This window comes from Bacillus sp. JCM 19034 (genome assembly GCF_001310635.1).
GTDB lineage: Bacteria > Bacillota > Bacilli > Bacillales > Bacillaceae_D > Halalkalibacter.
Genome location: NZ_BAXR01000002.1, coordinates 425,414 through 446,382, shown reverse-complemented (window position 1 = coordinate 446,382; position 20,969 = coordinate 425,414). Strand labels below are relative to the sequence as shown.

20 protein-coding genes and 4 pseudogenes are annotated in these 20,969 nt (G+C 36.7%); 9 read left to right on the top strand and 15 right to left on the bottom strand.

The window, feature by feature from the left end; translation table 11 throughout:
* Window positions 1-8 precede the first annotated feature (8 nt).
* Window positions 9-167: a hypothetical protein gene (locus JCM19034_RS21605; protein WP_156323890.1), complete on the top strand. Its 159-nt coding sequence runs from the start codon at window positions 9-11 to the stop codon at window positions 165-167.
* A gap of 132 nt (window positions 168-299) precedes the next feature.
* Here JCM19034_RS21605 and JCM19034_RS05685 read toward each other — a convergent pair whose 3' ends face one another.
* From JCM19034_RS05685 to JCM19034_RS05670, 4 genes and pseudogenes are all read right to left on the bottom strand, one after another.
* On the bottom strand, window positions 300-785 hold the full coding sequence (locus JCM19034_RS05685) for a BsuPI-related putative proteinase inhibitor (protein WP_062047985.1): 486 nt from the start codon (window positions 783-785) through the stop codon (window positions 300-302).
* A gap of 46 nt (window positions 786-831) precedes the next feature.
* A pseudogene (locus JCM19034_RS05680) lies at window positions 832-1,658 on the bottom strand (YitT family protein).
* Window positions 1,658-2,425, bottom strand: a complete 768-nt coding sequence (yjfP, locus tag JCM19034_RS05675) for an esterase (RefSeq protein WP_062047983.1) — start codon at window positions 2,423-2,425, stop codon at window positions 1,658-1,660. Before yjfP ends, JCM19034_RS05680 begins: the two are co-directional and overlap by 1 nt.
* A 152-nt stretch (window positions 2,426-2,577) precedes the next feature.
* Window positions 2,578-2,847, bottom strand: a complete 270-nt coding sequence (locus JCM19034_RS05670; RefSeq protein WP_062047981.1) for a hypothetical protein — start codon at window positions 2,845-2,847, stop codon at window positions 2,578-2,580.
* A 110-nt stretch (window positions 2,848-2,957) separates the two neighbouring features.
* Between JCM19034_RS05670 and JCM19034_RS20870 the strand changes: the two genes are divergently transcribed.
* Window positions 2,958-3,089, top strand: coding sequence for a DUF3941 domain-containing protein (locus JCM19034_RS20870; protein WP_082393772.1), 132 nt, complete (start codon window positions 2,958-2,960; stop codon window positions 3,087-3,089).
* A gap of 23 nt (window positions 3,090-3,112) precedes the next feature.
* Here the strand turns inward: JCM19034_RS20870 and JCM19034_RS05665 are convergent, their stop codons facing one another.
* Entirely contained in the window at window positions 3,113-3,487 is a 375-nt protein-coding gene (locus JCM19034_RS05665) for a rhodanese-like domain-containing protein (RefSeq protein WP_062047979.1), read from the bottom strand.
* A 51-nt stretch (window positions 3,488-3,538) separates the two neighbouring features.
* Window positions 3,539-4,624, bottom strand: coding sequence for an AI-2E family transporter (locus tag JCM19034_RS05660; protein WP_062047977.1), 1,086 nt, complete (start codon window positions 4,622-4,624; stop codon window positions 3,539-3,541).
* 166 nt (window positions 4,625-4,790) lie between these two features.
* On the opposite strand from JCM19034_RS05660, the pseudogene JCM19034_RS05655 reads away from it, so the two are divergent.
* A pseudogene (locus JCM19034_RS05655) lies at window positions 4,791-6,175 on the top strand (MATE family efflux transporter).
* Window positions 6,176-6,620: 445 nt separating this feature from the next.
* Window positions 6,621-8,375: a B12-binding domain-containing radical SAM protein gene (locus JCM19034_RS05650; RefSeq protein ID WP_062047975.1), complete on the top strand. Its 1,755-nt coding sequence runs from the start codon at window positions 6,621-6,623 to the stop codon at window positions 8,373-8,375.
* Between the two features lie 31 nt (window positions 8,376-8,406).
* On the opposite strand, the gene JCM19034_RS22195 is transcribed toward JCM19034_RS05650, so the two are convergent.
* The 5 genes from JCM19034_RS22195 to JCM19034_RS05635 all read right to left on the bottom strand — a co-directional run bounded on the left by JCM19034_RS22195 (window position 8,407) and on the right by JCM19034_RS05635 (window position 12,655).
* A complete protein-coding gene (locus tag JCM19034_RS22195; protein ID WP_231686817.1) occupies window positions 8,407-8,781 on the bottom strand; it encodes a cobalamin-dependent protein in 375 nt (124 codons plus the stop codon).
* Complete coding sequence (locus JCM19034_RS22190) at window positions 8,778-9,776, bottom strand: methylmalonyl-CoA mutase family protein (RefSeq protein ID WP_197276347.1); 999 nt, start codon at window positions 9,774-9,776, stop codon at window positions 8,778-8,780. The genes JCM19034_RS22195 and JCM19034_RS22190 overlap by 4 nt, the downstream gene beginning before the upstream one ends.
* The gene (locus JCM19034_RS22185) at window positions 9,727-10,554 is read right to left on the bottom strand and encodes a methylmalonyl-CoA mutase family protein (protein WP_197276346.1); all 828 of its coding nucleotides are present in this window, start codon (window positions 10,552-10,554) and stop codon (window positions 9,727-9,729) included. The genes JCM19034_RS22190 and JCM19034_RS22185 overlap by 50 nt, the downstream gene beginning before the upstream one ends.
* Window positions 10,551-11,753 (bottom strand): methylmalonyl-CoA mutase family protein, encoded by a 1,203-nt coding sequence (locus tag JCM19034_RS05640; protein WP_062047973.1) that lies wholly within the window; start codon window positions 11,751-11,753, stop codon window positions 10,551-10,553. The genes JCM19034_RS22185 and JCM19034_RS05640 overlap by 4 nt, the downstream gene beginning before the upstream one ends.
* Window positions 11,754-12,361: 608 nt before the next feature.
* A complete protein-coding gene (locus tag JCM19034_RS05635; protein ID WP_062047971.1) occupies window positions 12,362-12,655 on the bottom strand; it encodes an IDEAL domain-containing protein in 294 nt (97 codons plus the stop codon).
* 145 nt (window positions 12,656-12,800) lie between these two features.
* Here JCM19034_RS05635 and JCM19034_RS05630 point away from each other — a divergent pair, with 145 nt between their 5' ends.
* Entirely contained in the window at window positions 12,801-13,163 is a 363-nt protein-coding gene (locus JCM19034_RS05630; RefSeq protein ID WP_062047969.1) for a hypothetical protein, read from the top strand.
* Window positions 13,164-13,453: 290 nt separating this feature from the next.
* Here JCM19034_RS05630 and JCM19034_RS05625 read toward each other — a convergent pair.
* The 3 genes and pseudogenes from JCM19034_RS05625 to JCM19034_RS05615 form a co-directional block, all read right to left on the bottom strand.
* Window positions 13,454-13,812: pseudogene (locus tag JCM19034_RS05625) on the bottom strand (response regulator).
* Between the two features lie 30 nt (window positions 13,813-13,842).
* Window positions 13,843-14,289, bottom strand: a complete 447-nt coding sequence (locus JCM19034_RS05620) for a chemotaxis protein CheW (RefSeq protein ID WP_062047967.1) — start codon at window positions 14,287-14,289, stop codon at window positions 13,843-13,845.
* 24 nt (window positions 14,290-14,313) lie between these two features.
* Window positions 14,314-16,344: a chemotaxis protein CheA gene (locus JCM19034_RS05615; protein WP_062047965.1), complete on the bottom strand. Its 2,031-nt coding sequence runs from the start codon at window positions 16,342-16,344 to the stop codon at window positions 14,314-14,316.
* A 508-nt stretch (window positions 16,345-16,852) separates the two neighbouring features.
* Between JCM19034_RS05615 and JCM19034_RS05610 the strand changes: the two genes are divergently transcribed.
* From JCM19034_RS05610 to phnE (JCM19034_RS05595), 4 genes and pseudogenes are all read left to right on the top strand, one after another.
* Window positions 16,853-17,854: a phosphate/phosphite/phosphonate ABC transporter substrate-binding protein gene (locus JCM19034_RS05610; protein WP_062047963.1), complete on the top strand. Its 1,002-nt coding sequence runs from the start codon at window positions 16,853-16,855 to the stop codon at window positions 17,852-17,854.
* A 123-nt stretch (window positions 17,855-17,977) separates the two neighbouring features.
* A pseudogene (gene phnC, locus JCM19034_RS05605) lies at window positions 17,978-18,753 on the top strand (phosphonate ABC transporter ATP-binding protein).
* A complete protein-coding gene (phnE, locus tag JCM19034_RS05600) occupies window positions 18,746-19,540 on the top strand; it encodes a phosphonate ABC transporter, permease protein PhnE (protein ID WP_062047961.1) in 795 nt (264 codons plus the stop codon). Before phnC ends, phnE (JCM19034_RS05600) begins: the two are co-directional and overlap by 8 nt.
* Window positions 19,540-20,340, top strand: a complete 801-nt coding sequence (gene phnE, locus JCM19034_RS05595; RefSeq protein WP_062047960.1) for a phosphonate ABC transporter, permease protein PhnE — start codon at window positions 19,540-19,542, stop codon at window positions 20,338-20,340. Before phnE (JCM19034_RS05600) ends, phnE (JCM19034_RS05595) begins: the two co-directional genes overlap by 1 nt.
* Window positions 20,341-20,454: 114 nt before the next feature.
* Here phnE (JCM19034_RS05595) and JCM19034_RS05590 read toward each other — a convergent pair whose 3' ends face one another.
* A complete protein-coding gene (locus JCM19034_RS05590) occupies window positions 20,455-20,964 on the bottom strand; it encodes a PD-(D/E)XK nuclease family protein (protein ID WP_231686833.1) in 510 nt (169 codons plus the stop codon).
* Window positions 20,965-20,969 lie beyond the last annotated feature (5 nt).

Genomic DNA, 20,969 nt, shown 5'->3' with positions numbered 1-20,969 from the left:
AAATAAACATGGCAAAGTTTGAAGAACCATTTCACACTTTTTGGCACGGGGAAGTACGGCAATTACCTAAACCAAAAATAGAGAAGCTTTCTTCTGCTAATAATAAAGACCATCCTTATTACAAATTAAAAACAGCCATCCAGCAAGAAATTGTTAAAAACGATTAATCGTAATAGACTTAACTTACAGGGGTTGTCCTATTAAAATAGGACAACCCCTTTTCTAAATTTAGGCTGCAACACAATAATGAGTAATCTGTCGGAACAGCTTACTCATTAGCAGTCTTAAAATATTATCTCTTAGTTAATTTCCACTCTTTCTTCTTTTTTAAACATTCCATCTTCAGGTTCGTTGCCATCTATTGAAACAATTAGTAATTTTGCTTCAAGCTCGTATTGTCCGCTATCAATCCCATCTAACGGTATTGCCTCCGAAAAAGTTAAGGATTCACCTGGGGATAGTTGCTCTATCATAATCGCCATTGTAAACATTTTCCCTTCGGAATAACGATATAAAACTTCGTCAGATTCATCTCTTATTATTAGTTCATACTGCTGTCCTGAGGAAAATTCAATTTCGCTTGCTTTCTCTAGATGGTTTGACACAGTCATTGTAACGTGAAGCTCATTATCCTTTTGTACAGTTTCAACCTCATATGACCACTCTTTTATCTGTTCCATTTCTTCTTCCCCTTCACTTCCTGATGTTGGAGTATTTCCTCCTTGTCCACATGCGACTAAGACAAGCAATATTAACATCCCCACCCATATATAGCCTTTTTTCATACCGATCCCCCTTACTTTATCTTATCCAAATGAGATATTAAGCAGATTAATCCTTTTTAAAGAAGCCGAAAATCCCTGCTGTCTCTACAATATTTGTAAAAGCTTCTGGATCTGTCTCCTGAATAATTTGCCTTAGTTCATATAATTCATAGCGTGTAATGACAATCATGAGCACTTCCTTATCTTCTGAGGAATAGCCTCCTTTTGCTGGAATTCGTGTGATTCCTCTGACAATCGAATTATAAATGGCTTTAACGACCTCATCTGCCTTTTTTGTTACAACCATAGCCGTAACCTTTACATGACGAGTATAAACTGCATCAATTACCCGCGATGAAACGTAAAGTGCAACGAGAGTATAAAGAGCCTGTTCAGCATCAAAAAGAATACCTGCCGTTAAAACGATAATGCTATTTAAAACAAAGAAATAAACTCCAACTGGTCGATCGCTGACTCGTGATAAGATAAGAGCGATAATATCTAAGCCACCTGAAGATGCACCCCATTTTAACGTAATTCCAGCACCAACCGCTAATAATACCCCACCAAACACAGCATTAAGCAATATATCCGGAGAAAAGTGGACGATTGGAACAACTTCTAAAAAGAATGTTGTAAGCACGACATTTAAAAAGCTATATAACGTGAAACTTTTTCCTACCTTTAACCAACCTAAAATTGCAACAGGGACATTTAATAGAAACAGAATAACACCTGTTGATAAAGGAATGACAACAGCAATTAGTTGTGCGACACCTGTAAATCCACTTGCAAAAACATTTCCTGGAATTAGGAAGAAGTTTAATGCCATGCTATAATTAAAGCCCCAACTACAATGATAGCCGTTTTCTCTATTTCCTTAATAATGGACATTATGAAATTTGATCCTTTAGTAAATGTTTCTCAAACCATTCAATCGAGGATAAAACCGCAGTTCGCGAAACTTTATGGGCAACACGATCCTCAGCAATAAACTTCAAACGATGTGGATGCTCTTCATAATACCTTTCTAATTCATCATATAGCCGTTCAGAAAATGGATATGGAACAACTTGATCTTCCTTACCATGCCAAATCATCAATGGCCGACCATTTAGCCTGTCTAATTGTGCGGTTAGATCATATGGTTTAATTTGGTTTAGGACTTCTTGTTTAAGTTGACCTAATTCAATTTCTTGTTCTTCTAATGACTGTAATTGTTCTTGTAAAAACGCTTGATAGTAGGCAGTACCCATAAAAGATACAGCTGAAGCGATCCAAGGATAACGCGTTAATGCCCCATACATCGTAATTGCTCCCATTGAAGTACCTATGACACCAAATTGCCCATTAGCTAATCCTTTAATGACAATATCATTTTTTAACTTCTCTAATTCATGAATGGAGGTTAAGACAATTTCCCAAAATTTCAAATCACTATGTCCCTCCGTAACTTGTCGTTCTCCATGATAAATGGCATCAGGCAACAAAACACGAAATCCTTTTGTCGCTAACATGTATGCAATGTGTAAATTATGCTCTTTTGCACTCGTATACCCGTGAAAAAAGAAAATTGTCGGGAGCTTTTCTTTCTGCTTTTTCTGATCTACTACATGTAACGTAGGAATTCCCTCAATTGTTTCATGATCAATTACTATCATACACTCACTTCCAATCCATTCTTTTTTCCTAATTATAGCATTTCCCATTCAAAAAGAGAAAAATGTAGAACGATTAGAAAAATATGCAGTTTATTTAAACGAATTCTCTGCTTGAATATATAGTAACCTATTTCCCACAGAAAAAGATCACCTTACTGGTGATCTTTTTGCTGAGCCCTATTGAAGTAATGAATACTCGTCATCGCTCCTTCATCGACCATATTGTTATCTTCATAATCATATGGATGAGAATGGCCAATTTTTTGCATTTGTACTTTATTTGAAACAACACTTTTTCTAAAAATATTTTTTACCTGTCCAGAATTTTTTTTCACCTTTAACCGAAGTTGTTCATTTGTGAGCAGCCATGTTACCGTACCAGCTGCACCAGCTAACAGCAGCCATCTTTTTCTCTTTTTCATTTCCATCACCCCATTAGATTGCTTAGTTACTACTTACCCTTTCTATACTTCTTTAAACATTCATATTTCACGGAAAAACGGAAACGCTAAAATTGAAATGAGGTGACATTATGGCAAATACAGGAGACAATAACAAAAAGAAAAAGGACAATAATGCAAAAAATATGCTTAAAAATGAACAAGCTTTAGAGAATGCACGACATGGAAAGCATTCTTATTCTAAAAAAACGGATCACCTATAAAATAAGGTGATCCTCTCTCTAGACTATCCTTCATTTCCGTCTAACTCTTTAACATCCTTTACAACCCATTCTAGGCCTGACTCTACTTCACCGTCCCAGGTTAACATTCCACCTGCAAAGTTTTTCACATCATCAAAACCTTGCTCCTTTAAGTATAAGGCAACCTGTTGACTTCGACTTCCGCTTCGACAAATAAATAGATAAGACTGACTTTTCTCAAGCTTTTCTACATGCTGTGGAATTGTATGCATTGGGATTAGTGGAATGCCAGGTATATGAGCTTGATCATATTCATCATATTCACGTACGTCAATTACGATTGTATCGTTTTCTTCTTTTAATAATACTGCTAATTCTTCCGCGTCTAGCTGTTCTATACCATCGATTACATAACTCAACTTTAAACACCTCTTTTCATTACGATACGATACCTTTCATACTACTCATTGTCAATCAGTAGGTTTACTTCTTAACCGCCAAAGACGATATGAGTGGGAAACGATCACCTTTCCTACAGCATACGTCGGAACGGCAAGCAATAAACCAAAAAAACCAGCAAAACGTGCTGCAACTAATAGTAATAAAATAATCGTTAATGGGTGAATATCTAACTTCCTCCCCATCACCTGTGGAGAAATAAGGTTACTCTCAATTTGTTGTACAACTACTACCACAATAATAACGAGCAAAGCCATAAATGGGGATTCAATTAGCCCTACAATAACCGCTGGTACCGTTCCAATCCATGGCCCAACAAATGGTATCACATTTGTAAACATTGCTACTAAGGCTAATACAAGCGAGTATTCAACACCGATAACCAGATAGCCAATATACATCAATACCCCAACACAAACACTAACTATAATTTGTCCTTGGATATAGGAACTTAATGCATAATCCATATCTTTTAAGATGCGACGCCCCTCCTGCTGTTGCTTATCTGGTAATATCCGTAGAACTTGCTTCGGAGCTTTCTCCCCTTCTTTTAACATATAAAAGAGAATAAAGGGAATCACGATTAAAATGATAACCACATTAGCAATAAACCCGACAAAGCTAGCAATATTTGATCCTAAAGCTGCAACAAAATTATTCAAATATTCACCGAAATCAGCAATGATAGTATCAATTGAAAATTCATTCCCTTGTTGAAAGCGGGCTATGTATTCATTTTCCTGCAGTGCATTATACATCGATTGAACTTCTCGCGTAAATGCTGGAATTGTCTCAATTAAACTATTAAACTGCTTCTGTAGTTCTGGACCAATTATTAAAACAAATATAGATACGAGCAATATCCCCATTAAATATAAAATAAGAATCGCTAACCCACGCGGAATCTTTCTTGATAATAGGTTGACAAAGGGGCGTAATAAATAAAATAAGACTCCTGCTAAAGCAATCGGAGCAAATAATGTTTGAACTAAAACGACAACAGGTTTAAAGATCCAATCTACTAATGTACCTAAATAAATAATGAGTAAGATTAGAATCAATGCATACATAATGCGAAATGATTTAGTTTGTGGCATTTATGTACTCCTCTCTGACATATTATACCTATATTATAGCATTATCTTCTACATATAACTGTCCTTTTTCACGTTTCATTTCGTTACTTAATATTTATCTCTTTTTTACACACAAATGACTGATTATAGAGTATAATCTTCAAATGATGATTTTTGAGGTGAGGAAATGGACGTTCAACAACAAAATAAAAAGAAAGTTCAAAAGCTTTCCCTTTTCGCCTTAACGTGGCCTATTTTTATCGAAATCATGCTCCATATGATTATGGGGAATGCTGATACATTAATGCTTAGCCAGTATTCTGATGATGCTGTCGCTGCTGTAGGCGTAGCTAATCAAATCTTTATGTTTGTTATTGTTATGTTCGGTTTTATTGCTACTGGCACAAGCGTACTTGTCGCACAACATTTAGGTGCGAAACAGCGAAAAGAAGCTGGTCAAGTAACCGTTGTCTCGATTGGGGCGAATTTAGTGATCGGCTTATTACTTAGCATTGTACTGATTTTTTCGGTGCACCTTTATTAACGATGATGGGGTTACCTGAGGAATTGTTACAAGAAGCAACAATGTATCTAGTAATCGTCGGGGGCTTTTCATTCGTTCAATCACTTTTAATGACCGTAAGTGCGATCTTAAGAAGCTACCAATTCACTAAAGATGTGATGTATGTCACAATCGGAATGAATATTCTTAATATAATAGGTAACTATTTATTTATTTTCGGAGAATTTGGCTTTCCAGTATTAGGAGTAACGGGCGTTGCCATCTCCACTGCAGTTAGTCGCTGTATTGGCCTGATCATTGTAGCTTACTTGCTGTATCGTAGAATTCCTAATGACCTACCGTTTTCTTATTTAGTTAGAGGTATTCCTAAAGTTGAGCTACGTAACTTATTGAAAATTGGAATTCCTGCAGCAGGTGAACAAATGTTTTATAACGGTTCACAGCTTGTCATAATGTCATTTATTTTAATGCTCGGTGCTGAGGAGCTAACAACACGAGTTTATGTACAAAATGTAACGATGTTTGCTCTCTTATTCGGTTTAGCTGTCGGCCAAGGTACACAAATTATCGTCGGCTACCAAGTGGGAGCTAAGCAGCTTGATGCTGCTTATAAACGTTGTATCCACAGCTTACAGTTAGCCATTATCATATCGCTTGCTATGTCGGCGATCTTCTATTTCTTAAGTAATCCGATCTTACGTATCTTTACTGATAATCCTGACATTATTGCATTAGGAAGCATCCTCTTGCTCCTCCATGTCATAATGGAACCAGGTCGATCGTTTAACTTAGTCGTCATTAACTGTTTACGAGCAGCCGGTGATGCAAAATTCCCTGTTTATTTAGCCGTTATCTCGATGTGGGGAGTTAGTATTCCGATTGCTTACTTTTTCGGTATTCACTTAGAGCTTGGCTTAGCTGGTATTTGGCTTGGCATGGTTGCCGATGAATGGTTACGTGGCTTTTTAATGTATATGCGTTGGCGTGGTGGGAAATGGCGTGAAATGGCGTTTGTTGGTAAGAGGCAAGGAGAGCATGCTGCTTCTTAATGTAAACCTTTGTTGAGATTAACATTCTTTGCGAATAACTTCATGATTAAGTCAATATTAAAAATCCGAACGAATTCAAATTCAACTTTAGAATTTTGAAGCATCGTTCGGATTTTTATCTGTTATAGTATCTATTTCTTAATTAAACCACTCTACTTTTTGTGCAGCAATGAAAACATTGGCCTTCTTAATTCATGATTCATCGTTGGCTCACGTTCCATCCATTCATTACTGAGGGATCTTTAATGATCGAATGCAATAACCTTCAAAAGTAGATCTATTAACACTTTCTCAATTCACGCACGTTTTATACTAATTATAATTAATCACTCTAGAAAAACCTCATTTCCCCTCCGCTTAATCTATTATGAATATTTTCGCTTCAGATCGTTCTATGGTATGATTCACAAAAGAGCATACATGAATAGAATTGAGGGATTTTTCTATGAAAACCGTCTTAACGACGTTAAACGCAAAGTATATTCACACTTGTTTAGCACTACGATGTTTAAAGGCTTACGCTGAGCCAGACTTTCCGATTGACATGGTTGAATTTACAATTAAAGATCCAACGATGAACATCGTTAGTGATTTATACGCACGTAAGCCAGATGTTATCGGTTTTAGCTGTTACATATGGAACATTGAAGAAACGATTAAAGTAATTGAGATGTTAAAAAAAGTGATGCCTCAAGCAAAAATTGTCCTTGGTGGACCAGAGGTGTCATATGATACGAAAGATTGGATGGAAAAGCTTTCATCAGTTGATTTTATTATTATGGGTGAAGGAGAAGAAACGTTTAAGCATTTACTAGAAGAAATTTCTACTACGCAAAAATATCATATGGTTTTTGGGCTAGCTTATCGTAAAGAAGGAGAGATATTACTTAACGCCCCCCGACCAAAATTGAAGTTAGACGACCTTCCGTCACCCTATCGCTTTTCAGAGGATTTAGACGGGCTTGCAAAACGAGTAACCTATTTCGAAACGAGTCGAGGCTGTCCTTATAGTTGTCAATTCTGTTTATCTTCTATTGAAGTTGGAGTACGTTACTTTCATATCGAACGTGTAAAAAGCGATCTCCTTTATTTAATTAATAGTGGAGCTAAATTGATTAAATTTGTCGACCGAACCTTTAACATCAAACGCGATTATGCACTAGAAATTTTTCAATTTCTCATTGATAACCATAAGCAATGTGTCTTTCAATTTGAAATTACGGCAGATATCATGCGTCCAGAAGTACTTGAATTTTTAAATGAGCATGCACCGCCTGGGATTTTTCGCTTTGAAATTGGGGTTCAATCAACAAATGATACGACAAACGAGCTTGTCCAACGTCGACAAAACTTTAAGAAGCTATCCCGAACAGTCACAATGGTCAAAGAGGGTGGAAAAATTGACCAACACTTAGATTTAATTGCTGGATTACCTGAAGAGGATTACTCCTCCTTTCGCCGTACATTTAATGATGTATTTGCGATGCGACCTGAGGAGCTCCAGCTCGGCTTTTTAAAAATGCTACGAGGTACAGGCTTACGTATTCGTGCAAAGGATCATGACTATATTTATATGGATCAAGCACCGTATGAAATCTTGAAAAACAATGTATTATCGTTCGATGAAATCATTCGAATTAAACGTGTCGAAGACGTGTTAGAGAAATACTGGAATGACCATCGGATGGATCGAACAATAGAATATCTTGTTACACATGAGTTTGAATCAGCATTTGATTTCTTTCAGCTCTTTGGCGATTATTGGGATGTTCAAGGCTGGGCTAAGATTGGTCACCAGCTTGAAGACTTATTCAAACGTCTCTATCAATTCCTTGAACATCACGGAACAAAAGCGAAAGCTTCATACATTCAAAGCTTAATGATCGTTGATTTCTTTGAAAATCAAAAGCATAAACCACGAAAAACGTGGTGGACATTCTCACTTAATAAAAAAGAACAAACCGATTATTTAACGCTACTAGCTGAGAAGCCGTCAATTGTATCAGCAGATTTTGCAGCATTAAGCTTACAAGAAAAAGAGTTACATAAACATACGATGGTTGAAGTCGTTCCATTTGAGATAAAAGAGGATTCTTATGAAAATAGGCCGTCTTTGCTTATTGCCTATTTCTCGCCAAAGGAACATAAATCGTACTTGTTTACAGTTCCACTTTCACTTTTAGAAGAAGCCGTATCCTAACTTTTTTAAAGGAGTTCATCTAATTGCTTTTTTAGCTGAACTCCTTATTTGCTTTTAATGATAAGTCATTCCTTACTTTTCTATTTAACGTTCGAATAACGTCTAACACAGCCTCACATACGACAGTTCCTGGTCGAAAAATTGACTCAATCCCCAAAGTCTTTAAATAAGGAATATCCGTATCGGGAATAACACCCCCAACAACAATATGAACTTTGCTTTTCCCTAACACATTTAATTCGTAAACAAATTGCTTTATTAATTCTCGATGTCCACCTGCTAATGAACTAATTCCGACACAATCGACTTTTTCTTTTTGACAAAGTCTTGCTGCCTCTGTTGGTGTTTGGAACAGCTGTCCCATTCGCACATCAAAGCCAAAATCAGCAAAGCCTGCTGCAATCACCTTAATTCCACGATCATGCCCATCTTGCCCAAGTTTGTTAACAAAATCGAGGGAATCTTTCCTGTCCACTCTTCATACCATTTTATTTCTTCTTCAATTTTCTTTCTTTCATCTTTATACATCCATTCTTTTTTATAGACGTCTTTCACATAAAAAAGCGTATCTTCATAGCGGCCAACAACCTTTTCAATTGCGTATGAAATCTCTCCTAACGTAGCTCTTGCTCTAGCTGCATCGATAGCTAATTGAAGTAAACGACCGTTTTCTCGCTTCATACTATTTGATAATTCAGCTAATCTTTCTCTAACTACTCGCTCATCCCGCTTCTTCTTCACTTCCTTTAGTTTCGCTATTTGCCTTTCACGAATTTGTTGACCTCCTGAGTGATGGATATCATGATCCTCTTTTTCCTCTCTACTTCTATGTTTATTTAAACCTACTATTACTTCCTGATTTGTGTCAATCATAGCCTGACGTTCAGTCGCAGCTAGTGCAAGCTTTTGTTGAGGGATCCCTGCCGTAATTGCCGCTAACATCCCACCATTTTTTTCAATATCTACAATATGCTGCAATGCCTTTTCATACAATTGAATAGTTAACGATTCAAGATAGTACGAACCCCCAAAAGGATCGATAACATCCGTTACTCCCGTTTCATCACGGAGAAACTGCTGAGTTTGCCGTGCAAGCTTTGCCGAATAGCGACTTGGTAATGCAAGTGCTTCATCATAAGCATTCGTATGGAGAGATTGTGTATGTCCAATCACTGCAGCTAGTGCCTCTAATGTCGTACGGACTAAATTATTATATGGTTCTTGAGCCGTTAAGCTCCAACCAGATGTTTGAGTATGGGCTCTTAGGCGATACGAGTGTTCATTTTCAGGGTGAAAACGCTTCATTTTTTCTGCCCATAATAGCCGTGCCGCCCTCATTTTAGCGATTTCTTCAAAAAAAGTCCATTCCGACTCCCCAAAAAAATGAAATTCTAGGTGCAAATTGATCAACACCTAATCCAACTTCCATCCCTGCTTTTACATATTCCATCCCATTGCAAATGGCATACGCAAGCTCAATGTCCGTTGATGCCCCTGCTTCTTTCATATGGTAACCTGAAACACTTACACTATTAAATGAAGGAATCGAATGAGCTACATACGCCATAATATCAGTTGCTATTTTTATTGCTGCTTTCGGAGGATAAATATACGTGTTTCGAACAATATACTCCTTTAAAATATCATTTTGGATCGTTCCTCTTAGCTTTGTTTTATCAACTCCTTGTTCCTCGGCAGCAACAATAAAAAAGGCCATGATCGGTAGTACGGCACCATTCATAGTCATTGAAACACTTATTTTGTCAAGGGGGATACCTGAAAATAATTCAACCATATCATCAACCGTATCAATTGCTACCCCAGCTACTCCAACATCACTGAATACAGCAGGATGATCAGAATCGTAGCCACGATGAGTTGCTAAATCAAAGGCTACCGATAAACCTGTTTGACCTGCTTGTAAACATGAACGATAATAACGATTGCTAGCTGATACATTCGAAAAACCACCATATTGCCTAATCGTCCACGGTTTCTTTTTATACATTGTTGAATAAGGACCTCGTACAAATGGGCGTATACCAGGGAGTGAATCAAGATACCGATAAGAACGGTCGACTTCATCATTGTAAAAAAATGCTGACCCTTTTTGATAGTTTGGTTCATGTTCAGATCGAATAAATGAAAAAAGGGTTTCGGAAAATTGCTGCCTCTTCATATTTTCCCTCCCATTATATGTTTTTCTAACCATCCACCTGTCCAAGCTGCTACAATTCCACCTTGTCGCTCAATATCCAAAAACAAATTCCAGGACTTCTCCGCTAGCTGTTCTGTTAAAGCTTCAATGTAATAGGAGCCACCGACACTATCAATTGGGAAATATAGAAAAGCCTCGTCTCTTAAAATAAGTGCCGCTTGACGTGCAAGATGTTCATCTAAATTTGGACGAATGAAAAGATGGTTTGCCCCGCCTAATATCGCTGCTAATCCACTAACTGTTGCCTTCACAATTGACATATGTGGATCATTTTCAACTTGTAGCTCACGAGCTGTTCTAGCTTCTATCCAAGCTTGTTGTGCTAATGGATCCGCTTTATATTCCTTCATTACGCTTGCCCATAACGTTCGAAAGGCACGCAATTTTGCTATTTCAACACCTATATAACTGCCGATTGAAAAGGTAAACATCATTTTTTTGCTTACTTCATTTGGTTCAATGTCATGTTTTCGCAATTGCTCTATATATTCAACTCCAACAGCCATAGCAAGTGCCAATTCCATCACAACATTTACTCCTAATAACCGATAAGGCTCGGTATCAATCTGGAGTAGCCGGATATGTGGAAATATAGACATCTCTATACAATCAGCTAGCGACCGATATCTTTCCTTTTGTTGATCATTGTTATTCTTAAAGATTAACGACTGCAGTGGATCAACCAATATAGCACCTTTTATTTGTGTTTTTTCATGCCAATTAGTACACGACGTTAGTTTCTCTATGATCGGTTTTTGTAACTTCCCCGCTTCCATAAGGAGCTGTACTTTCGTATTTTGAAAAATGCGTATCATTTTCTCGATCTCGTGTTGATACTCAAATACTTCTTCTGACCATATATCACAAGGTAGTATTAATTGCAGACAATCGATGTCAGCCTCGCTCATTTCCTTTACTCGTCTTTCTACTTGTTCTTCGCCGTCTCTCATATTGACTTTTTGCATGATAAGCGGCTTTTGTAATTGAGAAGATCCACCTCTTGTATATGGAAAGTTTCCCGGATTATGATAAGGGATTTGACGATTTTGATCACTTCGATATAGAAGTTCAATGACCACATCTTTATCAATTATCGTTTGTCCCTCCTCGAACGGGAATGTATCCTCTACCGCTTTCTTCCACCGATCATAGTCTGCCACTCTTAATTCCTCCATTTTTTTACTATTTTATTAGGATATGAAGGTTGTTATGATTATTACGTCACTTTAATTTCAATTTCACCGTTTAATTTACAGGTGGAAAGAATGTGATCGATTCCACAGCATTGAATATGAGATTTTGATGGCAATCAAAAAACTTAATTATTAGAACCTACTATTTATGACTGATGGCTATATCATACATCGTATGCTTTCTGGAGATGATCTTTCAGATTACGAACTAGACAGCATATGGAATTTACTTTGGAATGGCTTAAAAGTTAAAGAATAGGAGAGGAGACGATCATGATCCTATTTCACTTTTTAATATTTTATGTCACGTAAAATAGGATTTACAGAGGAAGATTTGTTTAATTCAACACATACTTGTTAAATATCAAGAAAATAAACGGTTGATCTTTACCTGTACGCAAAATTACTAGCAATTAAATCATAATATAAGAAGCCCCAAGACTTGTTGTTGGAGCTTCTCATTTGTTGGGTGTGTTAAATTTCCATCCCATAATCTTATAACTTCTCTGGGGTCTTAAGGCCAGCGCCATTTTGAACCTCAGTTATTATGGTGCCTCCCGAAAAAACGTAATACTTTAGTGTTCAAACGGTAAGTATACTTGAAATCCATCTTCACTAATTATCTTTCCATCTGCATGCTCAACAAGCAATTCTTTATACTCTTTGGAATATCGTTGAAAGCTTTCCTTATCTCTTTCTAATAACGCTCGATCTATCGCTACCTGTAACTGTTCCTTTTTATAATGATATAGCGAATATTCTAGAATCGCTTGTGCGTAGAGAGAATGAACCGTCTTTTGCGAACGACTTTGTAATGAATTAATTAACTTTAATTGCTTGATCACCTTTTTATCTAATTGTTTGTCCATTTCTTTTCCCTCCCTCGCCTTTCTATTTTACTAATACCCGCTTTTCTTCATTTAAAACATAAATTTTTCTAAATCTACACCGTTGTATTTCTATAACGAACGGAGTATAATAAGAACATAAGTTCCCTTTGATGAGGTGAGAAATGTGAAGCTAACAACCGAAGATCAACGCATCATCCGTCTATATATCCTCCTTTCTATATCGCGAAAAGCATTGGAAAATGATTGGATTCAGCTAGAAAAAGCTTCTCTACGTTTACAAACTCCTTATTTGGAGTTAACTCGTTCTACATTAGATCAAATTAGTAAAGAGATGTCCACCATCAAACAATATATGTTTCGCCACCATATGAAAATAGAGAAATACAAAAATGATGGTCTATTTACCGAATATCGTTATATTTGTCGTGGTTATGAAGGAAGTATGAAAGTTCTTAACTCACACCTTAAAAACCAAGTATTTGACTATATCACTTCCTGCTTCCTAACAATAAAACACCCTTCCTAAAAAACGGTTTTCGTTCTTAAAATAAAAAACAAATGCAAAAGGTGTAACCCTTTTTGTGCATTTGTTTTTTATGTAGATTATTGCGATTTCCTTTTGAAGTACATGTTTAGATCAGTTTTGTCGGTAAATACGAGAATGGATAATTTATCAGAATTATAGAAAGATTAGTCGTATCTCCGTACACATAAATGTATTTGCAACTCTATTAGATCTGTACCGTGGCTACTGCTCTTAAACAAAGAAGCTGACAAATAAAGCATTACAGCTTTATTGTCAGCCTCTTCAAATTACTATCCTAATACTTTATTAATTGCATCAAGAACACGATCAGCTTGGAACGGCTTTACAATAAAATCTTTCGCTCCTGATTGAATTGCATCAATAACCATTGACTGCTGTCCCATCGCTGAACACATAATGACTTTAGCTCCTGAATCAATTTCTTTAATTGCCTTTAATGCTTGGATACCATCCATTTCTGGCATTGTAATATCCATCGTCACTAAATCAGGCTTAATTCTTTATATTTTTCAACAGCTTCAGCACCATTTGCTGCCTCACCAGCAATCTCAAAACCATTTTTAGATAAAATATCTTTAATCATCATCCTCATAAACGCTGCATCATCTACAATCAAAACAGATGCCATTACTATCACCTCATTACTCTTCTTTAACAATTAAGATACATCAATCACTTTTTCTAAATTCAATAATGTAAATAAACGTTTTTCAATTTTAACAACCCCACGTAAGTACTCAGCTTCTACACCACCAACAACTTCTGGAGTTGGCTCAATCTTCTCAACAGGGACATCAATGACATCGTTGGCTCCATCCACAATGAAGCCCATCTCCATTTCATCTTGATGGATCACTAAAATACGTGTTGAGTCATCGTACTCTTTCTCCTGTAACCCAAAACGAGTTCGCAAATTAATAATCGGTGTAATCACACCGCGCAAATTCATCACACCCGTCACAAACGGAAACGTACGAGGGATTCTCGTTACAGGCTGCATACGTTCAATCGATTGAATATAATCTACTTCAATCGCATACTCCTCGTCACCTAATTGAAAAACAATTAATTTTAAATCCGTCTTTATCAGTGCTTCGCTTGTCAAAAGGATCTCCTCCCCTCTCGTTTCCTATTTAATTAAAGCATTGGTATCAACGATTAAAGCAACTTGTCCATTACCTAAAATCGTCGCACCTGAAATGGCAAAAACATCTTTCAAATAGTTTCCAAGTGATTTTAAGACAACATCATGCTGTCCAATTAGGGAATCGACTACTAAACCAGCCACCTTCTCACCTTTATGTACAATGACAAGTGAACATAAATCGTCTTCAATCGTTTCACCTGGTATTTCAAAGACATCTTTTAAATAAACGAGTGGGACTACTTTCCCTCTAAAGTCAATCACCTTTTGACCATGTGCACTATAAATATCTGACTTGTTCACAATTGCCGTCTCAACAATAGAAGATAGTGGAATAGCATACTTCTCTTCTCGAACTTCAACAAGCATGACATCAATAATTGATAATGTTAATGGCAACCGAATTGAAAAAACGGACCCTTTCCCTAATTCCGAATTAACAGTAACCACTCCACCTAACGATTCAAACGTACTACGAACAACATCTAAACCAACCCCTCGTCCCGAGATGTCCGTGATTTTTTCAGCTGTACTAAAGCCAGATGAAAAGAGTAAGCTATAAATCTGTTGGTCTGTCATCTTCTCAATGTCGTCTTCTTTAATAATTCCATTAGACAATGCTCGTTTTATGACTTTTTCACGGTCAATTCCAGCACCATCATCCTCAATTTCAATAAACACATTATTACCGGAATGATAGGCTCTTAAAATAACTGTTCCCTCTTCCGGTTTCCCGTTCGCTAAACGTACATTCGGCGTTTCAATGCCATGATCGATTGAATTTCTCAATAGATGAACAAGTGGGTCACCTATCTCATCAATAATCGTTCGATCTAGCTCCGTTTCAGCTCCAATAATCTCTAAGTTTACCTTTTTGTTCAGTTCCTTCGATAAACTACGGATCATGCGTGGAAAACGTTTAAAGACTTGTTCAACCGGCATCATTCTCATATTTAAAATAATTTCCTGCAAATCACTTGAAATCCGTGACATACGTTCAACTGTTTCATTTAATTCAGAGTTACGTAAATCAGAGGCAATTTGTTCTAAACGACCACGGTCAATAACGAGCTCTTCAAATAAATTCATCAAAACATCCAAGCGCTCAATATTTACACGAATCGTCTTATTAGCTTCCGACCTCTTTGTTGCCTCAACTGTCCGTTCTTTCTGATCGTTGTTCACTGCTTTTGGTGTAGGTGCGGTTGCGGTTGCCGCAACTTCGTCCGCTGCATTAGGCTCTTCAGAAGGATTAGAAGAAGGTTTCAAATCAACTTTCTGAATTTCAACTTTCTCAATTTCAGATACCTGCAAAACACGTTTTTTCACATCATCAGCTGTTAACTTCGAAACAACAATTAACGTAAAAGAATGATCAAACCTCTCTTCTTCTAAGTCCTCAGCAGAAGGATTTGTCTTAATGACTTCACCTACTTGTTCTAGAACGTCTAAAACCATAAAAACACGTGCAGCTTTCAGAAGTGCTTTCTCATCTAATGTAACTCTCAGTTGAAAAGCTTCAAATCCTTGTTCAGCAGACTGCTCGAGTACAGTGCGTTCAAATTCATCTAGGCCCTCTTCTTTCAGAGCGTCAGATTTTTCTTGATCTTGAGAAGAGTGATCCTTGGTAACAGATTCGCCTTTTTCAATTTTTTCTAACTGTGCAACAACTTCGCGTACATCGTGCTTCCCATCACCGCCACCTGCAATATCTTGAACCATGGCTTCTAAATCATCAACCGCAAGGAATACGACATCAAGTACATCCGATGTTGCTTCTAACTTTGACTGACGAATCCCATCTAAAACATTCTCCATAATGTGGGTTAATTGAGCAAGATCCTCAAACCCCATTGTTGCAGCCATTCCTTTTAACGTATGAGCTGAACGAAACACTTCTCCGACAATTGATAAATCATCAGGGGTTTGCTCTAGTTTCAAGAGATTATCGTTAATCGCCTGGAGATGTTCCTGACTTTCATCTAAAAAAACATCTAAGTATTCTGAATTAACCAAGACATTATCACCTCGATGTATTTTAAAATAACCGATGAGGTTCACTAGTATATGTAAACAACATACGGAGCTTTTGTACCATCATAGCATATTTTTAAACAAAAATAGTACCTAAAAATTAGGAAAATAGAAATAGTTCAAATTCTCCAATAAAACCCTTTGTTACCCTAACTAAATACTCTCTCAATTGAATGCTTGCCCTCCTTTAGTATGTCCCATCTAGGTATGTAGTCATAAATCAAGTATACCATCCCTATTATGATTTCAACAATATAATCTAATAAATAAGTACGATTTATCATAGTAGTTGAAGGTTCATAGATTTACCGATACATAATAGTAGATTGAATTACTTCTCTAACTGTTTATTAAATTATTGTAATGTATGTAAAATTTTTATTGAGTTATTGTTAAAAATAGTATATTCCATTGATTTGAAACTAGTAATCCTTCAAAATCACAGATGTACGACAAAATGTTACATAAATTCAAAAAGGGGTTGAATGAATTGAAAAAATTATTACCTTGGTTACTAGTTCTAATGCTAGCAATCGTACTTGTTGCCTGCGGTACAGGTGATTCAGATGATGATGCAGAAAATAACACTGGTTCTAGTGAGACAGAAGAAACAAACGATAACAACGAAGATGATGACGCAGCCGAAACAGATGATGCACCTGAAGCAGAAGCATCAGAAGATTTACCAAGTGAAATCGTAATGGGATTCGTTCCATCTCAAGATTCAGCTAATATTGCTAGCACTGTTGAACCGCTTGCTGAGCGTCTGACAGAAGAGCTTGGGGTCACAGTTCGCGGTGAAGTTATGACAAATTATACTGCTCTAGTTGAAGCAATGGGAAATGACCAGGTACACATTGGTTTCATCCCGGCATTCGGTTACGTATTAGCAACTGACCGTTATGACAATATCGAGGCAATTTTGAAATCTATTCGTCACGGAAGTTCGACTTATAAAGCACAATATACAGTTCGTGCAGATTCAGATATTGAATCAATTGAAGATTTAGAAGGGAAGATTTGGACTTTCCCAGATCTAGCCTCTACAAGTGGTTTCCTATACCCTGCTGCACAATTAATGGATGATTATGACGTTGAAAATGTAGAAGATTTCTTCTCTGATATGATACAAGCAGGTTCACATGACAATGCAATCATTACCGTTTTAGAAGGTGATGCTGATGTTGCAACAACATTTGATGATGCTCGTACAGCAGTTGAAGAAGATTATCCTGAGGTTATGGATGAATTACGAGTATTAGGGTACACAACAGAAATTCCAAATGACACAATTTCTATTAATACGAACCTTCCTCAAAGCTTTACTGATCAAGTAATCTCTGTATTCCTTTCTTTTAATGACGATGAAGAAATGATCACGATTATGGATGAAGTTTACAACTGGACTGGAATTGACAATGCAAGTGATAGTGACTATGACGTTGTACGTAGTGTAGCTGAGAAATTCTCAGATGAGGTTTCATTAGATTAACAGCATTTTGGAGGGAGAAAAGATCTTTCTCCCTCCTCTTATGCTTTTTTGTTTAAAAAGCATAAGAGGAGGATGAAACCCTTCTACATTTACATTTATATAAAAGAATCGAGGGGGATTACCATGATTGAATTTAAAAATGTTTCACTAACTTATCCTAATGGAACTCAAGGTTTAAAAAACGTAAACTTAACAATAAATAAAGGTGAGTTTGTCGTGATTGTAGGTTTATCAGGAGCCGGAAAATCAACTTTAATTCGTAGTATGAATCGTCTCGTTACACCTACAGATGGGGAGTTACTTTTTAACGATGATAATATATTAACATACAATCAACGTAAGCTTCGCTATTTACGGACAAAAATCGGCATGATTTTCCAAAATTATAATCTCGTTAAACGTTCTACTGTTATGAAAAATGTGTTATCGGGACGTTTAGGACAAACCAATACAATTGCAAGTATTTTTAACTTATTCCCAAAGGAAACAGTCTCATTAGCCTACCGTAGTTTACAACGTGTTAATATTGCTGAGAAACTATATCAACGAGCGGATCAGCTTAGTGGAGGACAGCAACAGCGTGTAGCCATTGCTCGTGTATTAACACAGCAACCCGATGTTATTTTGGCGGATGAACCAGTTGCTAGTTTAGATCCCCCGACATCTCACCAAGTTATGACTTATTTAAAAAAGATTAATAAAGAAGATCATATTACAACCATTGTTAACTTACATTTCATTGATATGGCAATGGAATATGCTGACGAATTATTGGAATGCGGGCTGGAGAAGTTGTTTTTGATGGCCCTGCAAGCAGTGTCACAACAAAAACATTTGAAGAGATATATGGTCGAAAAATTCGAGAGGATGACCTTGTAGGAGGTCAAGATAATGACTAATACACCTAATAAAATCACAGTTATACCAACAAAAACGAAAATAAGGATTACCATTATTTTTCTTTTAATTGTTGGTATCTATGCTTATACTTCTTGGGCTACCCGCTCTACTCCTTTAGATATTATTCGAGGTTGGGGAGGAATTCAAAATATAGCTGTTAACCTATTCCCGCCAAACTGGGGCTATGCACCACAAGTTTTAGATAAGTTATTCGAAACAGTTCAAATGGCAATAATAGCCACAACATTTGCAGCTATTATTAGTATACCTATTTTCTTATTGTCAGCTGCAAATCTATTTCCACAACCGTGGATTCACCAGCCTGTTCGATTTCTTATGAACGTTCTACGTACGATTCCTGATATTTTATTAGCGATTATTTTCGTTGGAATATTTGGAGTAGGAGTTTTCCCAGGTATTATGGCCCTTTTTATCTTTTCACTTGGACTCCTAGCAAAGCTTATGTATGAAACGATTGAATCAATTGATATGAATCCGTTAGAAGCGATTCGGTCCTCGGGTGGGAACACGATCCAAGTTATTTGGTATGCTGTTCTTCCGCAAGTATTACCTCAATTTGTTTCTTTTGGATTATATGTATTTGAAGTAAATGTTCGAGCATCAACTGTACTTGGCTTTGTCGGAGCCGGTGGTATCGGACTCCTTTTACAACAGCAGATAAGCTTTTTTAATTATCCAAGAGTTATGACCATCATTATCATTATCTTTATTGCTGTTGTGCTTATCGATTATACTAGCAATAAAATAAGGGAGAGAATTGTATAATGGAATTGATTATGCCACCTAAAAAAGAACGATCAACCCTTATCCTTATACGTAATATTATCATTACTATTTTTCTAGTTTCTTTATATGTTTGGACGTTTACAACAATCGATGTCAAATGGGAACGAATTTTTAGTGAACGCACAATTACTAATTTTGGGAGAGTTATTCCACAGCTGTTTTCTCCAGACTGGGGAGCTTTTCAAAATGTTATGAAACTCATGTGGCAAACTCTACAAATGGCTTACACAGGTACGTTACTAGCTGCTATTTTAGCGATTCCTTTTGGTTTTGTTGCTGCAAGTAATATGGTTAAGAACAAATGGCTAAATACATTATCAAAATGGATTCTTGATGCTATTCGTGCCTTTCCGGAACTTGTCTTAGCTCTAATGTTTGTTGCCGCTATTGGCCCTCGTCCATTTGCTGGTGTGTTAGCAATCGCAATCGGCTCAATTGGGATGCTCGGTAAATTATATAGTGAAGTAATTGAATCGATAGATATGAACGTTATCGAATCATTGGAAGCGAACGGGGCAAATAAAATTCAAATTTTATTTTACGGGATTATCCCACAAATTATACCTGAATTTCTATCTTACGCAATCTATCGCTTTGAAATTGATGTGCGTGCCTCAACAATTCTTGGAATTATCGGAGCCGGTGGTATCGGAACTTTAATTACCATATCTATTCAAAATCGAAATTGGGACGAAGTTGGAATGATTCTCCTTGTCATTATTGTCGTTGTTACGATCATTGACATCCTAAGTGCCCAAATTAGAAAACGAATTGTATAAGTTACTCAGCTTTCTCTACTTGAGCTTTGTGTAAACTCATGCCCCATACTACCTGCTACGAAAGCTGGCTAATCATTAAAGAAGCAGAGGATCTCCATAATCCTCTGCTTTCCTCTATTTTGTTTTCGCTTCAATATACTCTTGTCGACCGGCTTCCTTTTGTCTTAAAGCAATTAACCTCTTTATAGCACTCAACACCTTTTCTTCTTCCTCTTTCTTAAATGATAAAGTATGGATCGGTTTCTCTCTATCGTTAAAAAGGTAGAGAGAAGCAGAGGCTACAGCTTTCTTTGTCTCCTTCTCATAAGCATAGCTGTATAAATAGAGTTGTGGCTTGTAATAATCAAGCCACTCTTGACTTGATCGAACACGAACATTATTCGTTTTAAAATCATAAAGGTGAATATGGCCATCTTTCTCAACAATTTTATCAATTTCACCAATCATTTCTACACCATCATATGTTGTTACAAATGCCCATTCATTCGCAATTGGTTTTCCTAATGATTGACGAACCTCATCCGAATAATTGGCCATCAATCGTTCCATTCCCTTTTTATAAATCATTATTTCTTCACTGTCTACCTCTTTAAGAGCAGCATCGATTGCATGTTTCGCTGATATGCCAT

Bases quoted from the DNA above. Each gene is read 5' to 3' on its own strand.
- JCM19034_RS21605 (WP_156323890.1), top strand. From the start codon at position 9: ATGGCAAAGTTTGAAGAACCATTTCACACTTTTTGGCACGGGGAAGTA.
- JCM19034_RS05685 (WP_062047985.1), bottom strand. From the start codon at position 785: ATGAAAAAAGGCTATATATGGGTGGGGATGTTAATATTGCTTGTCTTA.
- yjfP (WP_062047983.1), bottom strand. From the start codon at position 2,425: ATGATAGTAATTGATCATGAAACAATTGAGGGAATTCCTACGTTACAT.
- JCM19034_RS05670 (WP_062047981.1), bottom strand. From the start codon at position 2,847: ATGAAAAAGAGAAAAAGATGGCTGCTGTTAGCTGGTGCAGCTGGTACG.
- JCM19034_RS20870 (WP_082393772.1), top strand. From the start codon at position 2,958: ATGGCAAATACAGGAGACAATAACAAAAAGAAAAAGGACAATAATGCA.
- JCM19034_RS05660 (WP_062047977.1), bottom strand. From the start codon at position 4,624: ATGCCACAAACTAAATCATTTCGCATTATGTATGCATTGATTCTAATC.
- JCM19034_RS05650 (WP_062047975.1), top strand. From the start codon at position 6,621: ATGAAAACCGTCTTAACGACGTTAAACGCAAAGTATATTCACACTTGT.
- JCM19034_RS22185 (WP_197276346.1), bottom strand. From the start codon at position 10,554: ATGAAGAGGCAGCAATTTTCCGAAACCCTTTTTTCATTTATTCGATCT.
- JCM19034_RS05635 (WP_062047971.1), bottom strand. From the start codon at position 12,655: ATGGACAAACAATTAGATAAAAAGGTGATCAAGCAATTAAAGTTAATT.
- phnE (WP_062047961.1), top strand. From the start codon at position 18,746: ATGACTAATACACCTAATAAAATCACAGTTATACCAACAAAAACGAAA.
- phnE (WP_062047960.1), top strand. From the start codon at position 19,540: ATGGAATTGATTATGCCACCTAAAAAAGAACGATCAACCCTTATCCTT.